Source organism: Leifsonia xyli, assembly GCA_001647635.1.
Lineage (GTDB): Bacteria > Actinomycetota > Actinomycetes > Actinomycetales > Microbacteriaceae > Leifsonia > Leifsonia xyli_A.
In genome coordinates this window covers 653,115-671,653 of the sequence record CP014761.1, presented here as the reverse complement: position 1 = coordinate 671,653, position 18,539 = coordinate 653,115, and the positions used below count along the sequence as shown (strand labels likewise).

Sequence of the window (18,539 nt, the reverse complement as noted above, 5' to 3'; positions counted from 1 at the left end):
GGGATGGCCGACACCGTCAGCTACCGGCCGAAGGCCGGCGAGATCCCGACCCAGCCGGGAGTGTACCGGTTCCGTGACAAGAACCGCCGCGTCCTCTATGTGGGCAAGGCGAAGAACCTCCGCGCGCGGCTGAGCAACTACTTCCAGCCGCTGCGAAGCCTTCACGAGCGCACGCGGCGGATGGTGACCACGGCGTCCAGCGTCGAGTGGACGGTCGTGGGCACGGAGTACGAGGCCCTCCAGCTCGAGTACACGTGGATCAAGGAGTTCAACCCGCCGTTCAACGTCAAGTTCCGCGACGACAAGACTTACCCGTACCTGGCGGTGACCCTCGGCGACCGCATCCCGCGCGTGATGATCACCCGCAACCGCAACATCAAGGACGCACGCTACTTCGGCCCGTACACGAAGGTCTGGGCGATCCGCGAGACGGTCGACCTGATGCTCAAGGCGTTCCCGATGCGGTCGTGCTCCGACGGCGTCTACCGGCGCGCCGAGCTCACCGGTCGGCCGTGCCTGCTGGGCGACATCGGCAAGTGCGCCGCGCCCTGCGTCGGCCGGATCACCCCGGAGGACCACAAGTCGCTCGCGATCGACTTCGCCAGCTTCATGGCGGGCAACGACAGCGGCTACCTGCGCGACCTCAACGACAAGATGAAGCAGGCGGCGAGCACGATGGACTACGAGTCCGCCGCCCGCCACCGCGACGCGATCCAGGCACTGGAGGGCGCGCTCGGCAAGAGCGCGGTCGTGCTGCCGGAGGATGTCGACGCCGACGTGTTCGGCATCGCCCACGACGAGCTCGCCGCCGCGGTGACGCAGTTCATCGTGCGCGGCGGCCGCGTCCGCGGTGTCCGCAGCTGGGTGGTCGACAAGGAGCTCGACCTGGGTCTCGGCGAGCTCGTCGAGACCGTGGTGCAGAACGCCTACGACGGCCCGGATGCGCCGCCGCGCGAGATCCTCGTGCCCGAGCTGCCGGAGGACACCGCCGAGCTCGACGAGTGGCTCACGCAGCGCCGCCGTGAGACGCCCGACCCGTCGGCCCCGCGGGGACGGCTCACCGGCCGGGTCTCGCTCCGCACGGCGCAGCGCGGCGACAAGGCCGCACTGGCTCAGACGGTCGAGATGAACGCCAAGAACGCGCTCGTGCTCTACAAGACGCGGCGCAGCTCCGACTTCGTCGCACGCTCGAAGGCGCTCAATGACATCCAGGACGCGCTCGGGATGGCCGACGCCCCGCTTCGGATGGAGTGCTACGACGTGTCGCACCTCAGCGGCACGAACATCGTCGCCTCGATGGTGGTCTTCGAGGACGGCCTTCCGCGCAAGGACCAGTACCGCCGGTTCAGCATCCCCGAGTCCACGGACGACACCGAGTCGATCTACCAGGTGATCTCGCGACGGCTGGCCTACCTGAAGGAGACGCCCGCGACCCCCGCCGAGACGCTCGACGAGGAGACGGCTCTCGACGCCGAAGGAGCCGCGGGGGCCGACGAGGTGGTGGAGGACGCCGCGGAGCGCCGCCGCCGCAAGTTCTCGTACCCCCCGAACCTGCTCATCGTCGACGGCGGCCAGCCCCAGGTCGCCGCCGCGAAGCGGGCCCTCGACGAGTCGGGCGTCACCGGCATCCAGCTCGCGGGCATCGCGAAGCGGCTGGAGGAGATCTGGCTGCCCGACTCGGACTTCCCGGTCATCCTGCCGCGCAACAGCGACGCCCTGTTCCTCATCCAGCGGCTCCGCGACGAGGCGCACCGGTTCGCCATCACCTACCAGCGAGCGCGCCGCAAGCGCGACATCGGCACCGTGCTGGGCGAGATCCCGGGCCTGGGCCCGTCGCGCGTGAAGGAGCTGCTGAAGCACTTCGGCTCCGTCGCCCAGCTGCGCAAGGCGACGCCCGAGCAGATCGCCGAGGTGCGCGGCGTCGGACCGCGGCTTGCGGCCGCCGTCTTCGAGCGGCTGGCCGACAGTGCGCCCGCGACGGATGCGCAGCCTCAGGACGGCCAACCGGTGGACAGCAGTCGCTAGGCTGGGGGCAGAGCAGGAAAGCGGAGGAGACCGGTCGATGGCCACCGACGATGAGACGAACGCAAGCGCCGAGCAGCAGGAAGTGCTCATCGTCACGGGGATGTCGGGTGCCGGCCGCTCGACGGTCGCCAACGCGCTGGAAGACCTCGACTGGTACGTGGTCGACAACCTGCCGCCGCAGATGCTCCGCCCGCTCGTCGAGCTGGCGAATCGGGCCGAGTCCGGTCTGCCGCGCATCGCCGCGGTCGTCGACGTGCGCGGCCGCAACTTCTTCGTCGACCTGCGCGACATGATCCAGAGCCTGCGCGAGGGCACCAAGGTGCGCGTGCTGTTCCTCGAGGCGTCGGATGCGGTGCTCGTGCGCCGCTTCGAGCAGGTGCGCCGGCCGCACCCGCTGCAGGGCGACGGCACGATCCTCGACGGCATCAACGCCGAGCGCGCCCGCCTGCGCGAGATCCGCGAGGCGGCCGACATCATCGTCGACACGACCGACCTCAACATCCACCAGCTGGCCACGAACATCACCGACACCTTCGCCGCGGAGGACGCGGCCGACGTGCAGGTCACGGTCATGAGCTTCGGCTTCAAGTACGGCCTGCCCGCCGACGCCGACATGGTCGCCGACGCGCGCTTCCTCCCGAACCCGTTCTGGAACCCCGAATTGCGGCCGCACACCGGCCTCGAGGAGGTCGTCCGCGACTTCGTCCTGACGCAGGACGGTGCGGCCGAGTTCATCCAGGGCTACATGGCCGCGCTGAAGCCGATCGTCGCCGGCTACCAGCGCGAGAACAAACGCCACGCCCTGTTCGCGATAGGCTGCACTGGCGGAAAACACCGTTCTGTCGCGATTGCGGAAGAGCTCGCGGCACGGTTGCGCACTTTCCCCGGTCTGGCGGTGAACACCAAACACCGCGACCTCGGCCGTGAATGATCCCGGCCCTCCCATCCACGGCACCACCCCCGCCTTGAGACAGTAAGGAATCCGATTGGCTCTCACCGCCGACGTCAAGGACGAGCTCACGAAGGTCGAGGTCGGCAAGACCACCGTCCGGGCAGCAGAGCTGGCCACCATCCTCCGGTTCTCGGGCGGCCTGCACCTCATCGGCGGCCGGATCGCGGTGGAGAGCGAGCTGGACACACCCGAGCTCGCGCGACGCGTGCGCAAAGACCTGGCGGAGCTGTACGGCGTTCGCAGCGACGTCTCGGTGACCTCGCCCTCCGGCGTCCGCCGGAACAGCCAGTACCTGGTCCGCGTGCTCGACGGCGGCGAGACCCTCGCCCGTCAGACCGGCCTCCTGGACGCCCGCCGCCGCCCGATCCGCGGTCTCCCGAACCGGCTCACGACCGGCTCCCGCGAAGAGCTGGCGGCCGTGTGGCGGGGCGCGTTCCTCGCCAGCGGCTCGCTGACCGACCCGGGCCGCTCGGCCGCGCTGGAGGTCACCTGCCCGGGCAACGAGGCCGCGATGGCCCTCGTCGGCGCCGCCGGCCGCATCGGCATCGCCGCCAAGGCCCGCGAAGTGCGCGGCGTGCACCGCGTCGTCATCCGCGACGGCGACGCGATCAGCGCGATGCTCGTCGCCATGGGCGCCGCGCAGACGGTCGCCAACTGGGAGGCGCTGCGCCAGCGCCGCGAGGTGCGCGCCAATGCCAACCGCCTCGTGAACTTCGACGACGCCAACCTGCGCCGCTCCGCGCAGGCCGCCGTCGCCGCCTGCGCGCGCGTCGAGCGCGCGCTCGAGATCCTCGGCCCCGACGTGCCGAAGCACCTGCAGTACGCAGGCGAACTGCGCCTCGCCCACCGCGACGCGAGCCTCGACGAGCTCGGCCACCACGCCGACCCGCCGATGACGAAGGACGCGGTTGCCGGCCGCATCCGCCGCCTTCTCGCGATGGCCGACAAGCGCGCCTCCGACCTGGGCATCCCGGGCACGGAGGCGAGCCTCCCGGCCGATCTGGACGAGGTGTAGTTTTCAAACGTCGAACCCCAACCACAAGTGGAGATGAGTAATGGCTGACTACACGCTGCCTGACCTGCCGTACGACTACTCGGCCCTCGAGCCGAACATCAGCGGCCGGATCATGGAGCTGCACCACGACAAGCACCACAAGACGTACGTGGACGGCGCCAACACCGCCCTCGCGAAGCTCGCCGAGGCGCGCGACGCCGACGACCTGACTTACGTCAACAAGCTCGAGAAGGACCTGGCGTTCAACCTCGCCGGCCACGTCAACCACACCGTGTTCTGGAACAACCTCTCCCCGGACGGCGGCGACAAGCCGGTCGGCGAGCTCGCGGCCGCGATCGATGAGTTCTTCGGATCGTTCGACAAGTTCCGCGCCCACTTCACGGCGTCGGCGCTGGGCATCCAGGGCTCCGGCTGGTCGATCCTCGCGTGGGACTCACTGGGCCAGAAGCTCATCATCGAGCAGCTCTACGACCACCAGGGCAACCTCGCCGCGGCGACCGTCCCGCTCCTCATGCTCGACATGTGGGAGCACGCCTTCTACCTCGACTACGTCAATGTGAAGGCGGATTACGTCAAGGCGTTCTGGAACATCACCAACTGGGGCGACGTCAACGACCGCTTCCTCCGCGCGCGCGAGAAGACCGCGGGTCTGCTGCTACTGTCGTAGGCAGGATGGCGTCCCGGGAGGGAGCCTCCCGGGACGCCGACGTCCGCAACAACCACCCACCAAAGTGCGCCGTCCGGCGCCCATCGAGTAACTGGAGACATCTGTGTCCGTAAAGATCGGAATCAACGGGTTCGGTCGCATTGGTCGTAACTACCTGCGCGCCGCCCTCGCGAAGGGCAGCGACCTCGAGATCGTCGCGGTGAACGACCTCACCGACAACAAGACGCTCGCGCACCTGCTCAAGTACGACTCCATCACGGGCCGTCTCGACGCGACAGTGGAGCTCGACGGCGACAACATCGTCGTGAACGGCAAGCCGATCAAGGTCCTCGAGGAGCGCGACCCCGCCAACCTCGGCTGGGGCGAGCTGGGCGTCGACATCGTCATCGAGTCGACCGGCCGCTTCACCAAGGCCGAGGACGCGCGCAAGCACATCCAGGCCGGCGCCAAGAAGGTCATCATCTCGGCCCCGGCCACCGGTGAGGACGCCACGTTCGTCATGGGCGTCAACGAGCACCTGTACAACCCGGAGACCGACAACATCATCTCCAACGCGTCGTGCACCACGAACTGCCTCGCGCCGCTCGCCAAGGTGTTCAACGACGAGTTCGGCATCGAGCGCGGCCTGATGACCACGGTCCACGCCTACACCGCCGACCAGAACCTCCAGGACGGCCCGCACTCCGACCTGCGCCGCGCCCGCGCCGCCGCGATCAACATCGTGCCGACCTCCACCGGCGCCGCGAAGGCCATCGGCCTGGTGCTCCCCGAGCTGAAGGGCAAGCTCGACGGCTTCGCCCTCCGCGTCCCGGTGCCCACCGGTTCCATCACCGACCTGACCGTCACCGCCTCGCGTCCGGTCACCGTCGACGAGGTCAAGGCCGCGTACAAGAAGGCCGCCGAGGGTCCGCTCAAGGGCATCCTCAAGTACACCGAGGACGAGATCGTCTCGAGCGACATCGTGTCCGACCCGCACTCGTCGATCTTCGACGCGGGCCTGCTGCGCGTCATCGGCGACCAGGTCAAGCTCTCGAGCTGGTACGACAACGAGTGGGGCTACTCCAACCGTCTCGTCGACCTGACCGAGTACGTGGCCGAGCGCCTCTAACGACAGGGAACCGACGTGACGCTCCGCACACTCGACGCACTCGGTTCGCTCGCCGGCAAGCGCGTCGTCGTTCGCTGTGATCTGAACGTGCCCCTGGAGGGCTCGAAGATCACCGACGACGGCCGTGTGCGAGCGTCGATTCCCACCCTGAACGCCCTGATCAACCAGGGCGCGAAGGTGGTCGTCATCTCCCACCTGGGCCGCCCCGAGGGCGCGCCCGACGCGAAGTACAGCCTGGCGCCGGTGGCCCAGCGGCTCTCGGAGCTGCTGGGCAAGCCGGTGACTTTCGCGAAGGACACCGTCGGCGGTGGCGCGGCTGACGCCGTGGCCGGCCTGAACGACGGTGATGTCGCCCTGCTCGAGAACCTCCGCTTCAACCCGGGGGAGACCGCGAAGGACGACGCCGAGCGGACGGCGTTCGCAGAGAAGCTGGCCGCCTTCGGCGACGCCTTCGTGTCCGACGGCTTCGGCGTCGTGCACCGCAAGCAGGCGAGCGTCTACGAGCTCGCGCAGCTGCTGCCGAGCGCGGCGGGCACGCTCATCCAGGCCGAGCTCGAGGTGCTCGACCGGCTGACCGAGAACCCCGAGCGTCCGTACGCGGTCGTGCTCGGCGGATCCAAGGTCTCCGACAAGCTCGGCGTCATCGGCCACCTCCTGCCGAAGGTGGACTCGCTGCTCATCGGCGGCGGGATGCTGTTCACGTTCCTCGCGGCGCAGGGCCACAAGGTGGGCTCCAGCCTGCTGGAGGTCGACCAGATCGACACCGTGAAGGGCTACCTGGCGAAGGCCGAGGAGCTGGGTGTGGAGCTGGTGCTCCCGCGCGACGTGGTCGTGGCCTCGAAGTTCGGCGCCGACGCGGAGCACGTGGTGCGCCCGATCGACGCGATCGAAGACACCGAGTGGGGCGACAAGGGCCTCGGGCTCGACATCGGCCCCGAGACGGCCGAGCTGTTCTCCGAGTACGTGCGCAGCGCCAAGACGGTGTTCTGGAACGGGCCGATGGGCGTGTTCGAGCTGGCGCCGTTCGCGGCCGGCACCAAGGCGGTCGCCCAGGCGCTGACCGAGGTCGACGGCCTGAGCGTCGTCGGCGGCGGCGACTCGGCCGCGGCGGTCCGCGCGCTCGGGTTCCGCGACGACCAGTTCGGTCACATCTCGACGGGCGGAGGCGCGAGCCTCGAGTTCCTCGAAGGCAAGCGACTCCCCGGACTGGAGGTCCTCGGATGGCAGCAGTGAGCCCCTCGGTGCGGCGCGTGCCGCTCATCGCAGGCAACTGGAAGATGAACCTGGACCACCTGCAGGCGATCGCCTTCGTGCAGAAGCTGGCGTGGACGCTGAAGGATGCCAACCACGACTTCTCCGCGGTCGAGGTGGCGGTCTTCCCGCCGTTCACCGACCTGCGCAGCGTGCAGACGCTGATCTCGGCCGACAAGCTCCCGCTCGCCTTCGGTGGCCAGGACGTCTCCGAGCACGAGTCCGGCGCGTACACCGGCGAGATCTCCGCCGCCTTCCTGGAGGCGCTCGAGTCCCGCTACGTGATCATCGGCCACTCCGAGCGGCGCACGCTGCACGGCGAGACCGACGAGCAGGTGGCCGCGAAGGTGGCCGCATCCCTCAAGCACAACATCGCACCGATCATCTGCGTCGGCGAGACGGCGGAGGACCTCGAGGTCCACGGCGCGAGCGCCGTCCCGGTCGCGCAGCTGCGCGCCGCGCTGTCGAAGGTCGACTCGGCCGCCGACATCGTGGTGGCCTACGAGCCGGTGTGGGCGATCGGATCCGGCCAGGCGGCGACGCCCGAGCAGGCCGAGCAGGTCTGCGCCGCGCTGCGCGGTGTGATCGCCGAGGTGCTCGGGGACGACGTGGCGGCCAAGACCCGCATCCTCTACGGCGGATCGGTGAAGTCGGGCAACATCGCCGGCTTCATGCGCGAGCCGAACGTCGACGGTGCGCTGGTCGGCGGTGCCAGCCTGGACGTGAACGAGTTCGCCGCGATCGTGCGGTACCAGAAGCACGTCGGCCTCTGAGCAGCCCGCGCGTTATACTGGTCGTTGGTCTTCCCCGGGCTCGGCCCGGACGCTTCCCGAAAGGTTCCCCGTGCTCATTCTCCAGGTCGTCCTGCAGGTGCTGCTGGGCATCACCAGCCTCCTGCTGACGCTGCTCATCCTGCTGCACAAGGGCCGCGGCGGTGGCCTCTCCGACATGTTCGGCGGCGGTGTCACCTCCAACCTCGGTGCGTCCGGTGTCGCGGAGCGCAACCTCAACCGGATCACGGTCATCCTCGGGCTCATCTGGATCACGTGCATCGTGGTTCTCGGCCTGATCACCAAGTTCAGCGCTTAAGCGCTGAGAAGAGGGGAAACACTATGGCTTCCGGAGGAAGTGCCATCCGTGGCTCGCGCGTCGGTGCGGGCCCCATGGGGGAGCAGGACCGCGGATTCCACGCGGAGCGCATCGCCATCTCGTACTGGGACGCCCTCGGCAACGAGACCGTCCGCTACTTCGCGGCGAACCTGCCCGAGGAGGAGATCCCCGACGTCATCGATTCGCCGTCGACGGGTCTGCCGGCCGGCCGCGACAAGGAGAACCCGCCCTCGGTCGCCAAGACCGAGCCCTACAAGACGCACCTCGCGTATGTGAAGGAGCGCCGCAGCGAGGAGGAGGCGGAGCAGCTGCTCGAAGACGCGCTCAACCAGCTGCGCGCCCGCCGCGGTCGTCCGACCACGAACTGACGCGACTCTCGCACGAAGGCCGTTCATCCGATGGGTGGACGGCCTTCGTCGTGCGGCTAGACTTCGTGCCACAGCAGGAGGTGGCACATGCGCGGACCCGCCGACGACCGGATGCCCGCCTCCCGTGCGCTCGGGGACGAGGTCGGGCGCCTCAGCCTGGTGGCGCTCCTCGACGAGGCCGTCGATCGGGCCGAGCAGGCGGAGGCCCTGCTGACCCGCCACGAGGACGGCGAACCGCTGGGAAGCGTCGAGGCTCGTCACTGCCTGCGCCTGCGTGTGGCCTTTGCCGAGCTGCAGCGCTGGGTCGACGAGCTCGACCTCGCCGGCGCCGAGGCGGAGGTGCGGGACGAGACCTCGCGACTGCTGGCCTTCTACCTGCACCTGCTGACCCACGCGTTCGCGCGCGGCATCCGCCCGCTCGAACGGGACCGTCTCGCCATCCGCAGCCGCGGCCCGCTCACCGGCGCCCCGGTCGCGCGCCTCGCGACCCTCCGCGAACGCGTCCGCGCCTCCGCGTGACGCGCTCGCGAAGCACCCCGTCTGCGGGTTGACGTAACGTCTGCGCTTGCGCGCGTCGCTGCAGATGTTCCGAAGAACCGCAGTCGCGAATCGAGCAGACGACGAAGGCCCCGCCGGCGGACCGACGGGGCCTTCATGCGTCGTGCGTCAGTACGACGGCGCGATGAGCTGCTCGGGCACGTCGACCGCGGCGTCCTTGTCCACGAAGAACACGGTGCGCTTGCGGCCTTTGGCGCCCGCGACCGGAACCTCGGTGTAGCTCGCGCCCGCCAGTGCGAGGCCGAGCGCGCTCGCCTTGTCGCTGCCGGCGAGCACCAGCCAGATGCGGTCGGACGAGTTGATGACCGGCCGCGTCAGGCTGAGCCGCTCCGGCGGCGGCTTCGGGGAGTTGCGCTCGGCGATCACCGACGCCTTCTCCTCGCGGATGCCGGCACGGTCCGGGAACAGCGACGCGATGTGACCGTCAGGACCGACGCCGAGGAAGGTGATGTCGAACTTCGGCACCGGCCAGTCCTCATGCCCGAAGGCCTCGAGCTCGGCCGCGTACACACGGGCCGCTTCGTCGATGTCGGGGATCTCGTCGGATGCGGGGAAGGGGTGGACGTTCTCCGGCGGCACCGCGATGTGGTCCAGCAGGGCCTCGCGCGCCTGGCGCTCGTTCCGGTCGGGGTCGTTCCGCGGCACGAACCGCTCGTCTCCCCACCAGAAGTGCACCTTCGACCAGTCGATGGTGTCGCGGGCGGGGGAGGCGTTGACCGCCTCCAGCACCGCGATCCCCATCGTGCCCCCGGTCAGCGCGATGTTCGCGCGGCCGAGGTCGTCGAGGATGTCGATCGTCTTGGTGAGGAAGCGCGCGGCCACCGACGCGGCCAGAGCCTCCTTGTCCGGGTGAACGAGCACCCGCCGTTCGTTCGTCATGCCCTGGCGCCTGCTCCTTCGTCAGCGGTCTCCAGCAGTGCGAGACCCTTCGTGATCACCTCGCCGTAGAGGTCGTCCGGGTCCAGCCTACGCAACTCCTCGGCCAGGCAGTCGCGCAGGTTGCGGCGTGGCAGGGCGAGATCGTGGGTGGGCTGCCCGGCTGCGACAGGCGGGCGACGTTCGGGACCTCGCGCTCCAGCTCGATGACGCCGGAGGCACGCTCCATCTTGACGCCGTGGATGCCGCCGGAGCCGATCTTGCGCGAGGCGAGGTCGTACTGCACCGGCACCTGCAGCTGCAGGCGCAGCCACGCGGCGAGGAGAAGGGTGGAGGGGGAGTCCGCGGCGCCGGCCACCTCGACCGAGGTGATCGGCTCGTACGGCGGCTGATCGAGCACGGCCGCGAGCTGGGCGCGCCACAGGGTGAGGCGCGTCCAGGCGAAGTCCGTGTCGCCCGGGGCGTACGTCTGGCCGAGGTGGAACAGGAAGTCCTGCGGGTTCGGCTGGGCCGAGGCGTCGGTGATCCGCCGGGTCGCGATGCGGCCGAGTGGGGAGTGGGACGCCTTCTCGGGCGCGATCCCGGGCCACCAGACCACGACCGGGGCGTCGGGGAGGAGCAGGCCGGTGACCAGTCCCTCTTCGTCGCTCGCGGTCTCGCCGTAGGCGCGGAGCACGATGACCTCGCTCGCCCCGGCGTCGCCGCCGACGCGGATCTGCGCGTCCAGCCGGGCCTCGCCTTTCTTGCGCTCGTCGTCCTCCTCGGTCGAGACCACGATGACGCGCATCGGGTGCTCGCGGGAGGCGTCGTTGGCAGCCTCGATGGCCTCCTCCTCCTGCCCGAGGTGGGTGGCGATGATCAGGGTGAGCACGCGGCCGAGGGCGACCGCGCCGCCCTCCTCGCGGATCTTGACCAGGGCCTTCGAGATGTTGCTGACGGTCGTCGCGGGAAGATCGACGATCATGGACGCCTCCAAACGCGGCCGTCGCGCTCCAGGAGCTCGTCGGCCGACTTCGGGCCCCAGGTTCCGGGGCGGTACTGCTCGGGCTGGCCCTGCGTGGCCCAGAAGTCCTCGATCGGGTCGAGGATCTTCCAGGACAGCTCGACCTCCTCGTGACGGGGGAACAGCGGCGGGTCGCCGAGCAGCACATCCAGGATGAGCCGCTCGTACGCCTCCGGGCTGGCCTCGGTGAAGGCGTGGCCGTAGCCGAAGTCCATGCTCACGTCGCGCACCTGCATGCCGGCGCCGGGTACCTTCGAGCCGAAGCGGATGGTCACGCCCTCGTCGGGCTGCACGCGGATGACGAGCGCGTTCTGGCCGAGCGCACTGGTCTGCGACTCCGCGAAGAGCTGCTGCGGCGCGCGCTTGAACACGACGGCGATCTCGGTGACGCGGCGCCCGAGGCGCTTGCCCGCGCGCAGGTAGAACGGGACGCCCGCCCAGCGACGCGTGCCGATCTCCAGCTTGATGGCCGCGTAGGTCTCCGTCGTGGAGTGCGGGTTCATCCCGTCCTCCTCGAGGAAGCCGACGACCTTCTCGCCGCCCTGCCAGCCGCTGCCGTACTGGCCGCGAGCCGTGGACTTCGAGAGGTCCTTCGGCAGCCGGACGGCGGCGAGCACCTTCTCCTTCTCGGCGCGCAGATCCGCCGCGTTGAACGAGATGGGCTCCTCCATCGCCGTGAGCGCGAGCAGCTGGAGCAGGTGGTTCTGGATGACGTCGCGCGCCGCTCCGATGCCGTCGTAGTACCCGGCACGGCCGCCCACGCCGATGTCCTCGGCCATGGTGATCTGCACGTGGTCGACGTAGTTGGCGTTCCAGATCGGCTCGTACAGCTCGTTCGCGAAGCGCAGCGCCAGGATGTTCTGGACGGTCTCCTTGCCGAGGTAGTGGTCGATGCGGAACACCGAGTCGGGCGGGAAGACCGTCTCGACGACGGCGTTCAGCTCGCGTGCGGACTGCAGGTCGTGCCCGAACGGCTTCTCGATGACGACGCGCCGCCAGCCCTCGCCGGACTGGTCGGCGAGACCCGACCGCTTCAGCTGTTCGGTCACGATCGGGAAGGCCTTCGGCGGGATGGACAGGTAGAACGCGTGGTTGCCCATCGTTCCGCGCTCGGCGTCCAGCTGCTCGACGGTCTCCTTGAGGCGCCGGAACGCGTCGTCGTCGTCGAACTCTCCCGGCACGAACCGGATGCCCTGTGCGAGCTGCTGCCACACGTCGTCGTCGAACGGCGTACGGGCGTACTGCTTGACCGCTTCGTAGACGACCTTCTCGAAGTCCTGGTCCTCCCAGTCGCGCCGGGCGAACCCGACGAGGGAGAACCCGGGCGGCAGGAGGCCGCGGTTCGCGAGGTCGTACACCGCGGGCATCAGCTTCTTGCGCGACAGGTCACCCGTCACTCCGAAGATGATGAGGCTGCTGGGCCCCGCGATGCGATTCAGTCGGCGGTCGGAGGGCAACCGCAGCGGGTTGAACTCCGGGGTGATCTCCACCGGTGACAAGTGTCTGATCTCCTTAGTCGAGGGTCAGTTGACGGCCTCGAACAGCGAGACGACATCCGCCTCGGGGTTCGTGAGCGTCAGGGTCAGCACCGGGCGGCCGTGCTCGCCGAGGACGCTCGCGTCGCCGGCGGCCTGGGCCTGGATGAGCTGACCGAAGGTGAAGGGACGGCCGGGGATCTCGAGGTCCTCCGGTGCCGTCGCCGTGATCTGCAGGAATACGCCGACCGCCGGACCGCCCTTATGGAACTGACCCGTGGAGTGCAGGAAGCGCGGACCCCAGCCGAAGGTGACCGGGCGGTTCGCCTTGGCCGCGAGCAGGTCGCGGATGCCGGCGAGCTGGGGGAGGGCGAGCCGGTCGACGTACGCCTGCACCGCGACGTAGCCGTCCGGGCCGAGCTGCGCGAGCAGCGCGTCCACCGCGGCGTCGAGGGTGTTCGCGTCGCCGAGGAAGGACCCGGTGGTGCGGACCTCGATGCCGCCCGCGGTGAAAGCGGGGGCCGCGGGCTCGGGGCGGTTGTCGAGCAGGGAGCGCGCGGCGGCCTTGGCGGCCTCGACGTCTGGCTGGTCGAACGGGTTGATCCCGAGCAGGCGTCCCGCGACGGCGACGGCGTACTCCCAGACCAGGAGCTGCGCGCCGAGGCTGCCGGAGACGAGGATCTCGCCCTCGTGGCGGTCGGCCGGGAACAGGTGGTGCGCCTCCGCGTTGGCGACGAGACGGACGACCTGCAGGTCGGCCGGCTTCGACTCCAGCTCGGGCGCCAGCGTGTCGAGCACGACCGGGAGCAGGCCCGTGCCCTCCTTGCCGGTGGACTCGGCGATCAGCTGCTCGGCCCAGTCGGCGAAGCCGACGATGTGGGTGCCGTCCGCGACGATGCCGAGCTTGTCCTTGAGCGGGCTGGTGCCGGCGATCGCGGCGCCCAGCACGAGGCCGGGGTTCTGCTCGTTGTCGACCGCGAGCTCGATCTGCGTGGCCTCGGCCTCGTCGAGCAGCTCGGAGATGTCGACGCCGGCGAGACCCGACGGCACCAGGCCGAACGCGGTGAGCGCCGAGTAGCGGCCGCCGACGTTCGGGTCGGCGTTGAACACGCGGTAGCCGTCCGCGCGAGCGGACTGGTCCAGGGGCGAACCGGGGTCGGTGACGACCACGATGCGCTCGCGCGGGTCGATGCCCGCGTCCGTGAACCACTTCTCGTAGACGCGCTTCTGGCTGTCGGTCTCGAGCGTGGAGCCCGACTTCGACGAGATGACCACCGCGGTGGCCTCGAGCCGGTCGCGGAGCGCCGAGAGCACCTGGCCCGGGTCGGTCGAGTCCAGGACGGTGAGCTCGGCCTCGGCGGTCCGGGTGATGACCTCCGGCGCGAGCGACGAGCCGCCCATGCCGCCGAGGACGATGTGGTTCACGCCCTTGGCATGGAGCTCCTCGCGCAGCGCGACGATCTCGGGGACGAGCGGGCGCGAGATGGCTACCGCCTCGGTCCAGCCGAGGCGCTTGCTCGCCTCGGGCTCGGCGGCCGGCCCCCAGAGGGCCGGGTCCTGGGCGGTGATGCCGGACGCCACCTTGTCGGCGACGAGCTGCGGCACCACGGTGCGGACGGCCTCGGCCGCCGCACCGGTGACGTGGATGCGGAACGTCACTTGGCCGCTCCCTCGAGGGCGTTCTTCACGGTCTCGACGAGCTCGTCCCAGGAGACGATGAACTTCTCGACGCCCTCGCGCTCCAGGAGCTCGGTGACCTCGTCGTAGCTGATGCCGAGGTCGGCCAGCCTGTTGAGCACGTCGTTCGACTCGGCGTAGGTGCCGGTGACGGTGTCGCCGGTGATGTTGCCGTGGTCGAAGGTCGCGTCGAGGGTCTTCTCCGGCATGGTGTTGACCACGTTCGGGGCGACGAGCGCCTCGACGTACAGCGTGTCGGGCAGGCTCGGGTCCTTGACGCCGGTGGAGGCCCAGAGCGGGCGCTGCTCGTTGGCGCCGGCGGCGACCAGCTGCTTGGCGCGCTCGGTGGCGAACTCCTTCTCGTAGACCTCGTAGGCGAGGCGGGCGTTGGCGATGCCGGCCTTGCTCTTGAGGCTCTCGGCCTCGTCGGTGCCGATGGCCGAGAGGCGCTTGTCCACCTCGGTGTCGACGCGCGAGACGAAGAACGAGGCGACCGAGTGGATGCCGGAGAGGTCGATGCCCGCCTCCTTGGCCTTCTCGAGGCCGGTGAGGTACGCGTTGATGACCTCGCGGTAGCGCTCGAGGCTGAAGATCAGGGTCACGTTGACGCTGATGCCCGCCGCGATGGTCTCGGTGATGGCCTCGAGGCCCTCGACCGTCGCCGGGATCTTGATCATGACGTTCTGCTTCTGGATCTTGTCCGACAGCCTCTTCGCGGCGTGGATGGTCGCCTGCGTGTCGTGGGCAAGGCCGGGCGCGACCTCGATGGACACGCGGCCGTCGACGCCGTTCGAGCGCTCGAAGACCTCGTGGAAGATGTCGCTCGCGTTGGCGACGTCGTCGGTGGTGATCTCGAAGATCGCGTCGTCGACGGAGACGCCGGCGGCGGCGAGCTGGCGGACCTGCTCGTCGTACGCCTCGCCCTTGGAGAGGGCGGCGGCGAAGATGGTCGGGTTCGTGGTGACGCCGACGACGTTCTTCTCGGCGATCAGCTTCTGCAGGCCGCCGGAGTTGATGCGCTCACGGGAGAGGTCGTCCAGCCAGATGCTGACACCCGCGGCCGACAAAGCGGCGGTGGGGGTCTGGGTGGTGGAGGTGGTGTCGGTCATTGTCTTCTTCTTCTCCTCTTGTGCCCGCGCTCAGAGCGACGCGAGCGATTCCTTGGCGGCGGACACGGCGTGCTCGGTGGTCATGCCGAACTCGCGGAACAGGGTCTTGTAGTCCGCCGAGGCGCCGAAGTGCTCGATGGAGACGCTGCGGCCGTGGTCGCCGACGATCTTGTCCCAGGCGAGCGCGAGGCCGGCCTCGATCGAGACGCGGGCCTTGATGTCGGACGGGAGCACGTGCTCGCGGTACTCGGCGGGCTGCTCGTCGAACCACTCCAGGCTCGGCGCCGAGACGACGCGGGCATTGATGCCCTCCTCGCGCAGCAGCTGGCGGGCCTCGAGCGCGATCTGCACCTCGGAGCCGGTCGCGATGAAGATCACGTCCGGCGTGCCGCCCGGCGCCTCGGCCAGGATGTACGCGCCCTTCGCGACGTTCGACGCCGACGCGAGGGTGTCGCCTTCTGCGTCGCCCTCGCCGCGCTCGAACACCGGGATGTTCTGGCGGGTCAGCGCGATGCCGGCCGGGCCCTGACGGCGCTCCAGCATGGTCTTCCAGGCCCACGCGACCTCGTTGGCGTCGCCGGGGCGGACCACCGTGAAGTTCGGGATGGCGCGCAGCGTCGAGAGCTGCTCGATCGGCTGGTGGGTCGGGCCGTCCTCGCCGAGCGCGACCGAGTCGTGCGTCCAGACGAAGATCGACGGGATGTTCATCAGCGCCGACAGACGCAGCGACGGGCGCTGGTAGTCGCTGAAGATGAGGAACGTGCCGCCGAACGGACGCGTCGGTCCGTGCAGCACGATGCCGTTGATGATCGCGGCCATGGCGTGCTCGCGGATGCCGAAGTGCAGCACGCGGCCGTAGGGGTTGCCGGTCCACTCGTGGGTCGAGCGCTCGCTCGGCACGAAGGACGGCGCGCCCTCGATGGTGGTGTTGTTCGACTCGGCGAGGTCGGCCGAGCCGCCCCACAGCTCCGGCATGGCCGGCGCGATGGCGTTGAGCACCTTGCCGCTGGCAGCACGGGTGGAGACGTCCTTGCCGGGCTCGAAGACCGGGATGACGCTCTCGAGGTCGGGCGCCTCGCCGGACAGCAGGCGGTCGAGGAGCTGCTTGCGCTCCGGGTTCGCGGCGGCCCAGGCGTCGAAGCCCTTCTGCCACTCGGCACGCTGCTCGGCGCCGCGCTCGATCGCCTTGCGGGTGTGCTCGATGACCTCGTCGGCGACCTCGAAGGTCTGCTCCGGGTCGAAGCCGAGCACCTCCTTGACGGCGCGCAGCTCGTCGGCGCCCAGGGCGGAGCCGTGGATCTTGCCGGTGTTCTGCTTCTTGGGCGACGGCCAGCCGATGATCGTCTTGAGGATGATCAGCGAGGGCTTGTCGGTGACGGCCTTCGCGTTCTCGATGGCCTGGTAGAGCTCCTCGACGTCCTCCTGGTAGACGCCGGTCTTCTTCCAGTCGACGACCTGGACGTCCCAGTGGTACGCCTCGTAGCGCTTCTGGACGTCTTCGGTGAAGGCGATGTCGGTGTCGTCCTCGATCGAGATCTGGTTGCTGTCGTAGATCGCGATCAGGTTGCCGAGCTCCTGGTGGCCGGCGAGCGACGAGGCCTCGGAGCTGACGCCCTCCTCCAGGTCGCCGTCCGACGCGATCACGTAGACGTGGTGGTCGAACGGGCTCGTGCCGGGAGCGGCGTCGGGGTCGAAGAGACCGCGCTCGAAACGCTCGGCATAAGCGAAACCGACGGCGGAGGAGATGCCCTGGCCCAGGGGGCCGGTGGTGATCTCCACGCCGTCGGTGTGTCCGTACTCGGGGTGGCCGGGGGTGAGGGAGCCCCACGTGCGCAGCGCCTTGAGGTCGTCGAGTTCGAGACCGTAGCCGCCCAGGTAGAGCTGGATGTACTGGGTCAGCGAGGAGTGTCCCGCCGAGAGGATGAAGCGGTCGCGGCCGAGCCAGTGCTGGTCGCGCGGATCGCGGCGCATCACCTTCTGGAAGAGCAGGTAGGCGGCGGGGGCGAGGCTCATGGCGGTGCCGGGATGGCCGTTGCCCACCTTCTCCACCGCGTCGGCCGCGAGAACGCGAGCCGTGTCTACCGCCTTGTTGTCAATGGGATCCCACTGCAGTGCTGCCACGTGAAAACTGACCCTTCGTAGAAATAGGTGAGGGTCGTCGTGGTACCCGCACCGGTTGAGGTAGTGCGCGCCGTGGACGTCATCGGCGCCGCGCCATGAGAGGCGTCGGCTGGCGAGCACCTCCCAGTATAGGTAACACGCATGAAACACGGGGTGTTCCCTCAGCCGGTTGTGCCAGCCACCTGTTCGGGGTACCCCCTCTACAGCCTGTCGTAGACTGATGCAGGCATCATCCGCCGAAACCCCACGAGGAGCAATGGACGTCGCTGTAGAGAGCCGTGTCGAACCGGGCCGCATCGGCGTCGCTCGCAAGGTGAAGGCGTATTTCGCGCTCACCAAGCCGCGCGTGGTGGAGCTGCTGCTGGTGACCACGGTCCCCACGATGATCCTCGCGGCGAACGGCATCCCGAACCTCTGGCTCGTGTTTGCGACGGTCGTCGGCGGGTACATGAGCGCGGGCTCGGCCGGCGCCTTCAACTGCTACATCGACCGCGACATCGACCGCGTGATGCGCCGCACGAAGAACCGCCCGCTGGTGACCGGCGAGCTGTCCGACCGCGAGGCCCTGGTCTTCGCGTGGGCGCTCGGCATCGCGTCCGTGCTGGTGCTCGGCTTCTTCACGAATTGGCTGGCCGCCGGGCTCTCGGTCGCGGCCATCCTGCTCTACGTCGTCTTCTACACGCTGATCCTGAAGCGCCGGACCCCGCAGAACATCGTGTGGGGCGGCGTCGCCGGCTGCATGCCGGTGCTGATCGGCTGGGCGGCGGTGACGGGGTCGCTCGACTGGGCGCCGTTCATCCTGTTCGGCATCATCTTCCTGTGGACGCCGCCGCACTACTGGCCGCTGTCGATGAAGTACCGCTCCGACTACCAGGAGGCGGGCGTCCCGATGCTCGCGGTGGTGCGCGGCCGCGCGGTCGTGGGCCTGCAGGTCATCCTGTACGCGTGGGCCATGGTCGCCTGCTCGCTGCTGCTCATCCCGGTGGCCAACATGGGGCTGCTGTACACCGCGGTCGCGCTGGTGGCGGGCGGCTGGTTCATCTACGAGTCGCACCGCCTCTACAACCTGGCGATCCGTCACGAGTCGGTGTCGCCGATGCGGGTCTTCCACGGCTCGATCGCCTACCTGACGCTGATCTTCCTCGCGGTCGCGATCGACCCGCTGCTGCCCTTCTGAGGATTCGTCGACATCTGGTGGCGCGCCGCCGCTTGCGCCTTTAGCAT

At 69.3% G+C, this 18,539-nt stretch carries 16 protein-coding genes and 1 pseudogene; 11 read left to right on the top strand and 6 right to left on the bottom strand.

Features of this window, described 5'->3' with window-relative positions; all coding sequences use genetic code 11:
* Positions 1-3: 3 nt before the first annotated feature.
* From A0130_03385 to A0130_03340, 10 genes are all read left to right on the top strand, one after another.
* Positions 4-2,025, top strand: a complete 2,022-nt coding sequence (locus tag A0130_03385) for an excinuclease ABC subunit C (protein ANF30853.1) — start codon at positions 4-6, stop codon at positions 2,023-2,025.
* Between the two features lie 37 nt (positions 2,026-2,062).
* Positions 2,063-2,956, top strand: a complete 894-nt coding sequence (locus A0130_03380; protein ID ANF30852.1) for an RNase adaptor protein RapZ — start codon at positions 2,063-2,065, stop codon at positions 2,954-2,956.
* A gap of 55 nt (positions 2,957-3,011) precedes the next feature.
* Entirely contained in the window at positions 3,012-3,992 is a 981-nt protein-coding gene (locus tag A0130_03375) for a DNA-binding protein WhiA (protein ID ANF30851.1), read from the top strand.
* 40 nt (positions 3,993-4,032) lie between these two features.
* Positions 4,033-4,659, top strand: a complete 627-nt coding sequence (locus A0130_03370) for a superoxide dismutase (GenBank protein ID ANF30850.1) — start codon at positions 4,033-4,035, stop codon at positions 4,657-4,659.
* A 103-nt stretch (positions 4,660-4,762) separates the two neighbouring features.
* A complete protein-coding gene (locus tag A0130_03365) occupies positions 4,763-5,767 on the top strand; it encodes a type I glyceraldehyde-3-phosphate dehydrogenase (protein ANF30849.1) in 1,005 nt (334 codons plus the stop codon).
* A 15-nt stretch (positions 5,768-5,782) separates the two neighbouring features.
* Positions 5,783-7,000 carry a phosphoglycerate kinase gene (gene pgk / locus A0130_03360; GenBank protein ANF30848.1) on the top strand — a complete coding sequence of 406 codons (1,218 nt, stop codon included), beginning with the start codon at positions 5,783-5,785 and terminating at the stop codon, positions 6,998-7,000.
* Positions 6,988-7,791: a triose-phosphate isomerase gene (locus tag A0130_03355; GenBank protein ID ANF30847.1), complete on the top strand. Its 804-nt coding sequence runs from the start codon at positions 6,988-6,990 to the stop codon at positions 7,789-7,791. Before pgk ends, A0130_03355 begins: the two co-directional genes overlap by 13 nt.
* 70 nt (positions 7,792-7,861) lie before the next feature.
* On the top strand, positions 7,862-8,107 hold the full coding sequence (locus tag A0130_03350; protein ID ANF30846.1) for a preprotein translocase subunit SecG: 246 nt from the start codon (positions 7,862-7,864) through the stop codon (positions 8,105-8,107).
* A 23-nt stretch (positions 8,108-8,130) separates the two neighbouring features.
* Positions 8,131-8,496, top strand: coding sequence for an electron transporter (locus tag A0130_03345; protein ID ANF30845.1), 366 nt, complete (start codon positions 8,131-8,133; stop codon positions 8,494-8,496).
* Between the two features lie 87 nt (positions 8,497-8,583).
* Complete coding sequence (locus A0130_03340) at positions 8,584-9,015, top strand: hypothetical protein (GenBank protein ID ANF30844.1); 432 nt, start codon at positions 8,584-8,586, stop codon at positions 9,013-9,015.
* 147 nt (positions 9,016-9,162) lie between these two features.
* Here the strand turns inward: A0130_03340 and A0130_03335 are convergent, their stop codons facing one another.
* The 6 genes and pseudogenes from A0130_03335 to A0130_03310 form a co-directional block, all read right to left on the bottom strand.
* Positions 9,163-9,933, bottom strand: coding sequence for a 6-phosphogluconolactonase (locus tag A0130_03335; GenBank protein ID ANF30843.1), 771 nt, complete (start codon positions 9,931-9,933; stop codon positions 9,163-9,165).
* Positions 9,930-10,894: pseudogene (locus tag A0130_03330) on the bottom strand (OpcA protein). The gene A0130_03335 and the pseudogene A0130_03330 overlap by 4 nt, the downstream one beginning before the upstream one ends.
* Positions 10,891-12,432 carry a glucose-6-phosphate dehydrogenase gene (locus tag A0130_03325; GenBank protein ID ANF30842.1) on the bottom strand — a complete coding sequence of 514 codons (1,542 nt, stop codon included), beginning with the start codon at positions 12,430-12,432 and terminating at the stop codon, positions 10,891-10,893. The pseudogene A0130_03330 and the gene A0130_03325 overlap by 4 nt, the downstream one beginning before the upstream one ends.
* Positions 12,433-12,456: 24 nt before the next feature.
* Positions 12,457-14,067, bottom strand: a complete 1,611-nt coding sequence (locus A0130_03320; GenBank protein ID ANF30841.1) for a glucose-6-phosphate isomerase — start codon at positions 14,065-14,067, stop codon at positions 12,457-12,459.
* Positions 14,064-15,194, bottom strand: coding sequence for a transaldolase (locus A0130_03315; protein ANF30840.1), 1,131 nt, complete (start codon positions 15,192-15,194; stop codon positions 14,064-14,066). The genes A0130_03320 and A0130_03315 overlap by 4 nt, the downstream gene beginning before the upstream one ends.
* Positions 15,195-15,224: 30 nt before the next feature.
* Entirely contained in the window at positions 15,225-17,315 is a 2,091-nt protein-coding gene (locus tag A0130_03310; protein ID ANF30839.1) for a transketolase, read from the bottom strand.
* A gap of 256 nt (positions 17,316-17,571) precedes the next feature.
* On the opposite strand from A0130_03310, the gene A0130_03305 reads away from it, so the two are divergent.
* A complete protein-coding gene (locus A0130_03305; protein ID ANF30838.1) occupies positions 17,572-18,492 on the top strand; it encodes a protoheme IX farnesyltransferase in 921 nt (306 codons plus the stop codon).
* Positions 18,493-18,539 lie beyond the last annotated feature (47 nt).

Bases quoted from the DNA above. Each gene is read 5' to 3' on its own strand.
- A0130_03385 (ANF30853.1), top strand. From the start codon at position 4: ATGGCCGACACCGTCAGCTACCGGCCGAAGGCCGGCGAGATCCCGACC.
- A0130_03380 (ANF30852.1), top strand. From the start codon at position 2,063: ATGGCCACCGACGATGAGACGAACGCAAGCGCCGAGCAGCAGGAAGTG.
- A0130_03370 (ANF30850.1), top strand. From the start codon at position 4,033: ATGGCTGACTACACGCTGCCTGACCTGCCGTACGACTACTCGGCCCTC.
- A0130_03355 (ANF30847.1), top strand. From the start codon at position 6,988: ATGGCAGCAGTGAGCCCCTCGGTGCGGCGCGTGCCGCTCATCGCAGGC.
- A0130_03345 (ANF30845.1), top strand. From the start codon at position 8,131: ATGGCTTCCGGAGGAAGTGCCATCCGTGGCTCGCGCGTCGGTGCGGGC.
- A0130_03340 (ANF30844.1), top strand. From the start codon at position 8,584: ATGCGCGGACCCGCCGACGACCGGATGCCCGCCTCCCGTGCGCTCGGG.
- A0130_03335 (ANF30843.1), bottom strand. From the start codon at position 9,933: ATGACGAACGAACGGCGGGTGCTCGTTCACCCGGACAAGGAGGCTCTG.
- A0130_03315 (ANF30840.1), bottom strand. From the start codon at position 15,194: ATGACCGACACCACCTCCACCACCCAGACCCCCACCGCCGCTTTGTCG.
- A0130_03305 (ANF30838.1), top strand. From the start codon at position 17,572: ATGGACGTCGCTGTAGAGAGCCGTGTCGAACCGGGCCGCATCGGCGTC.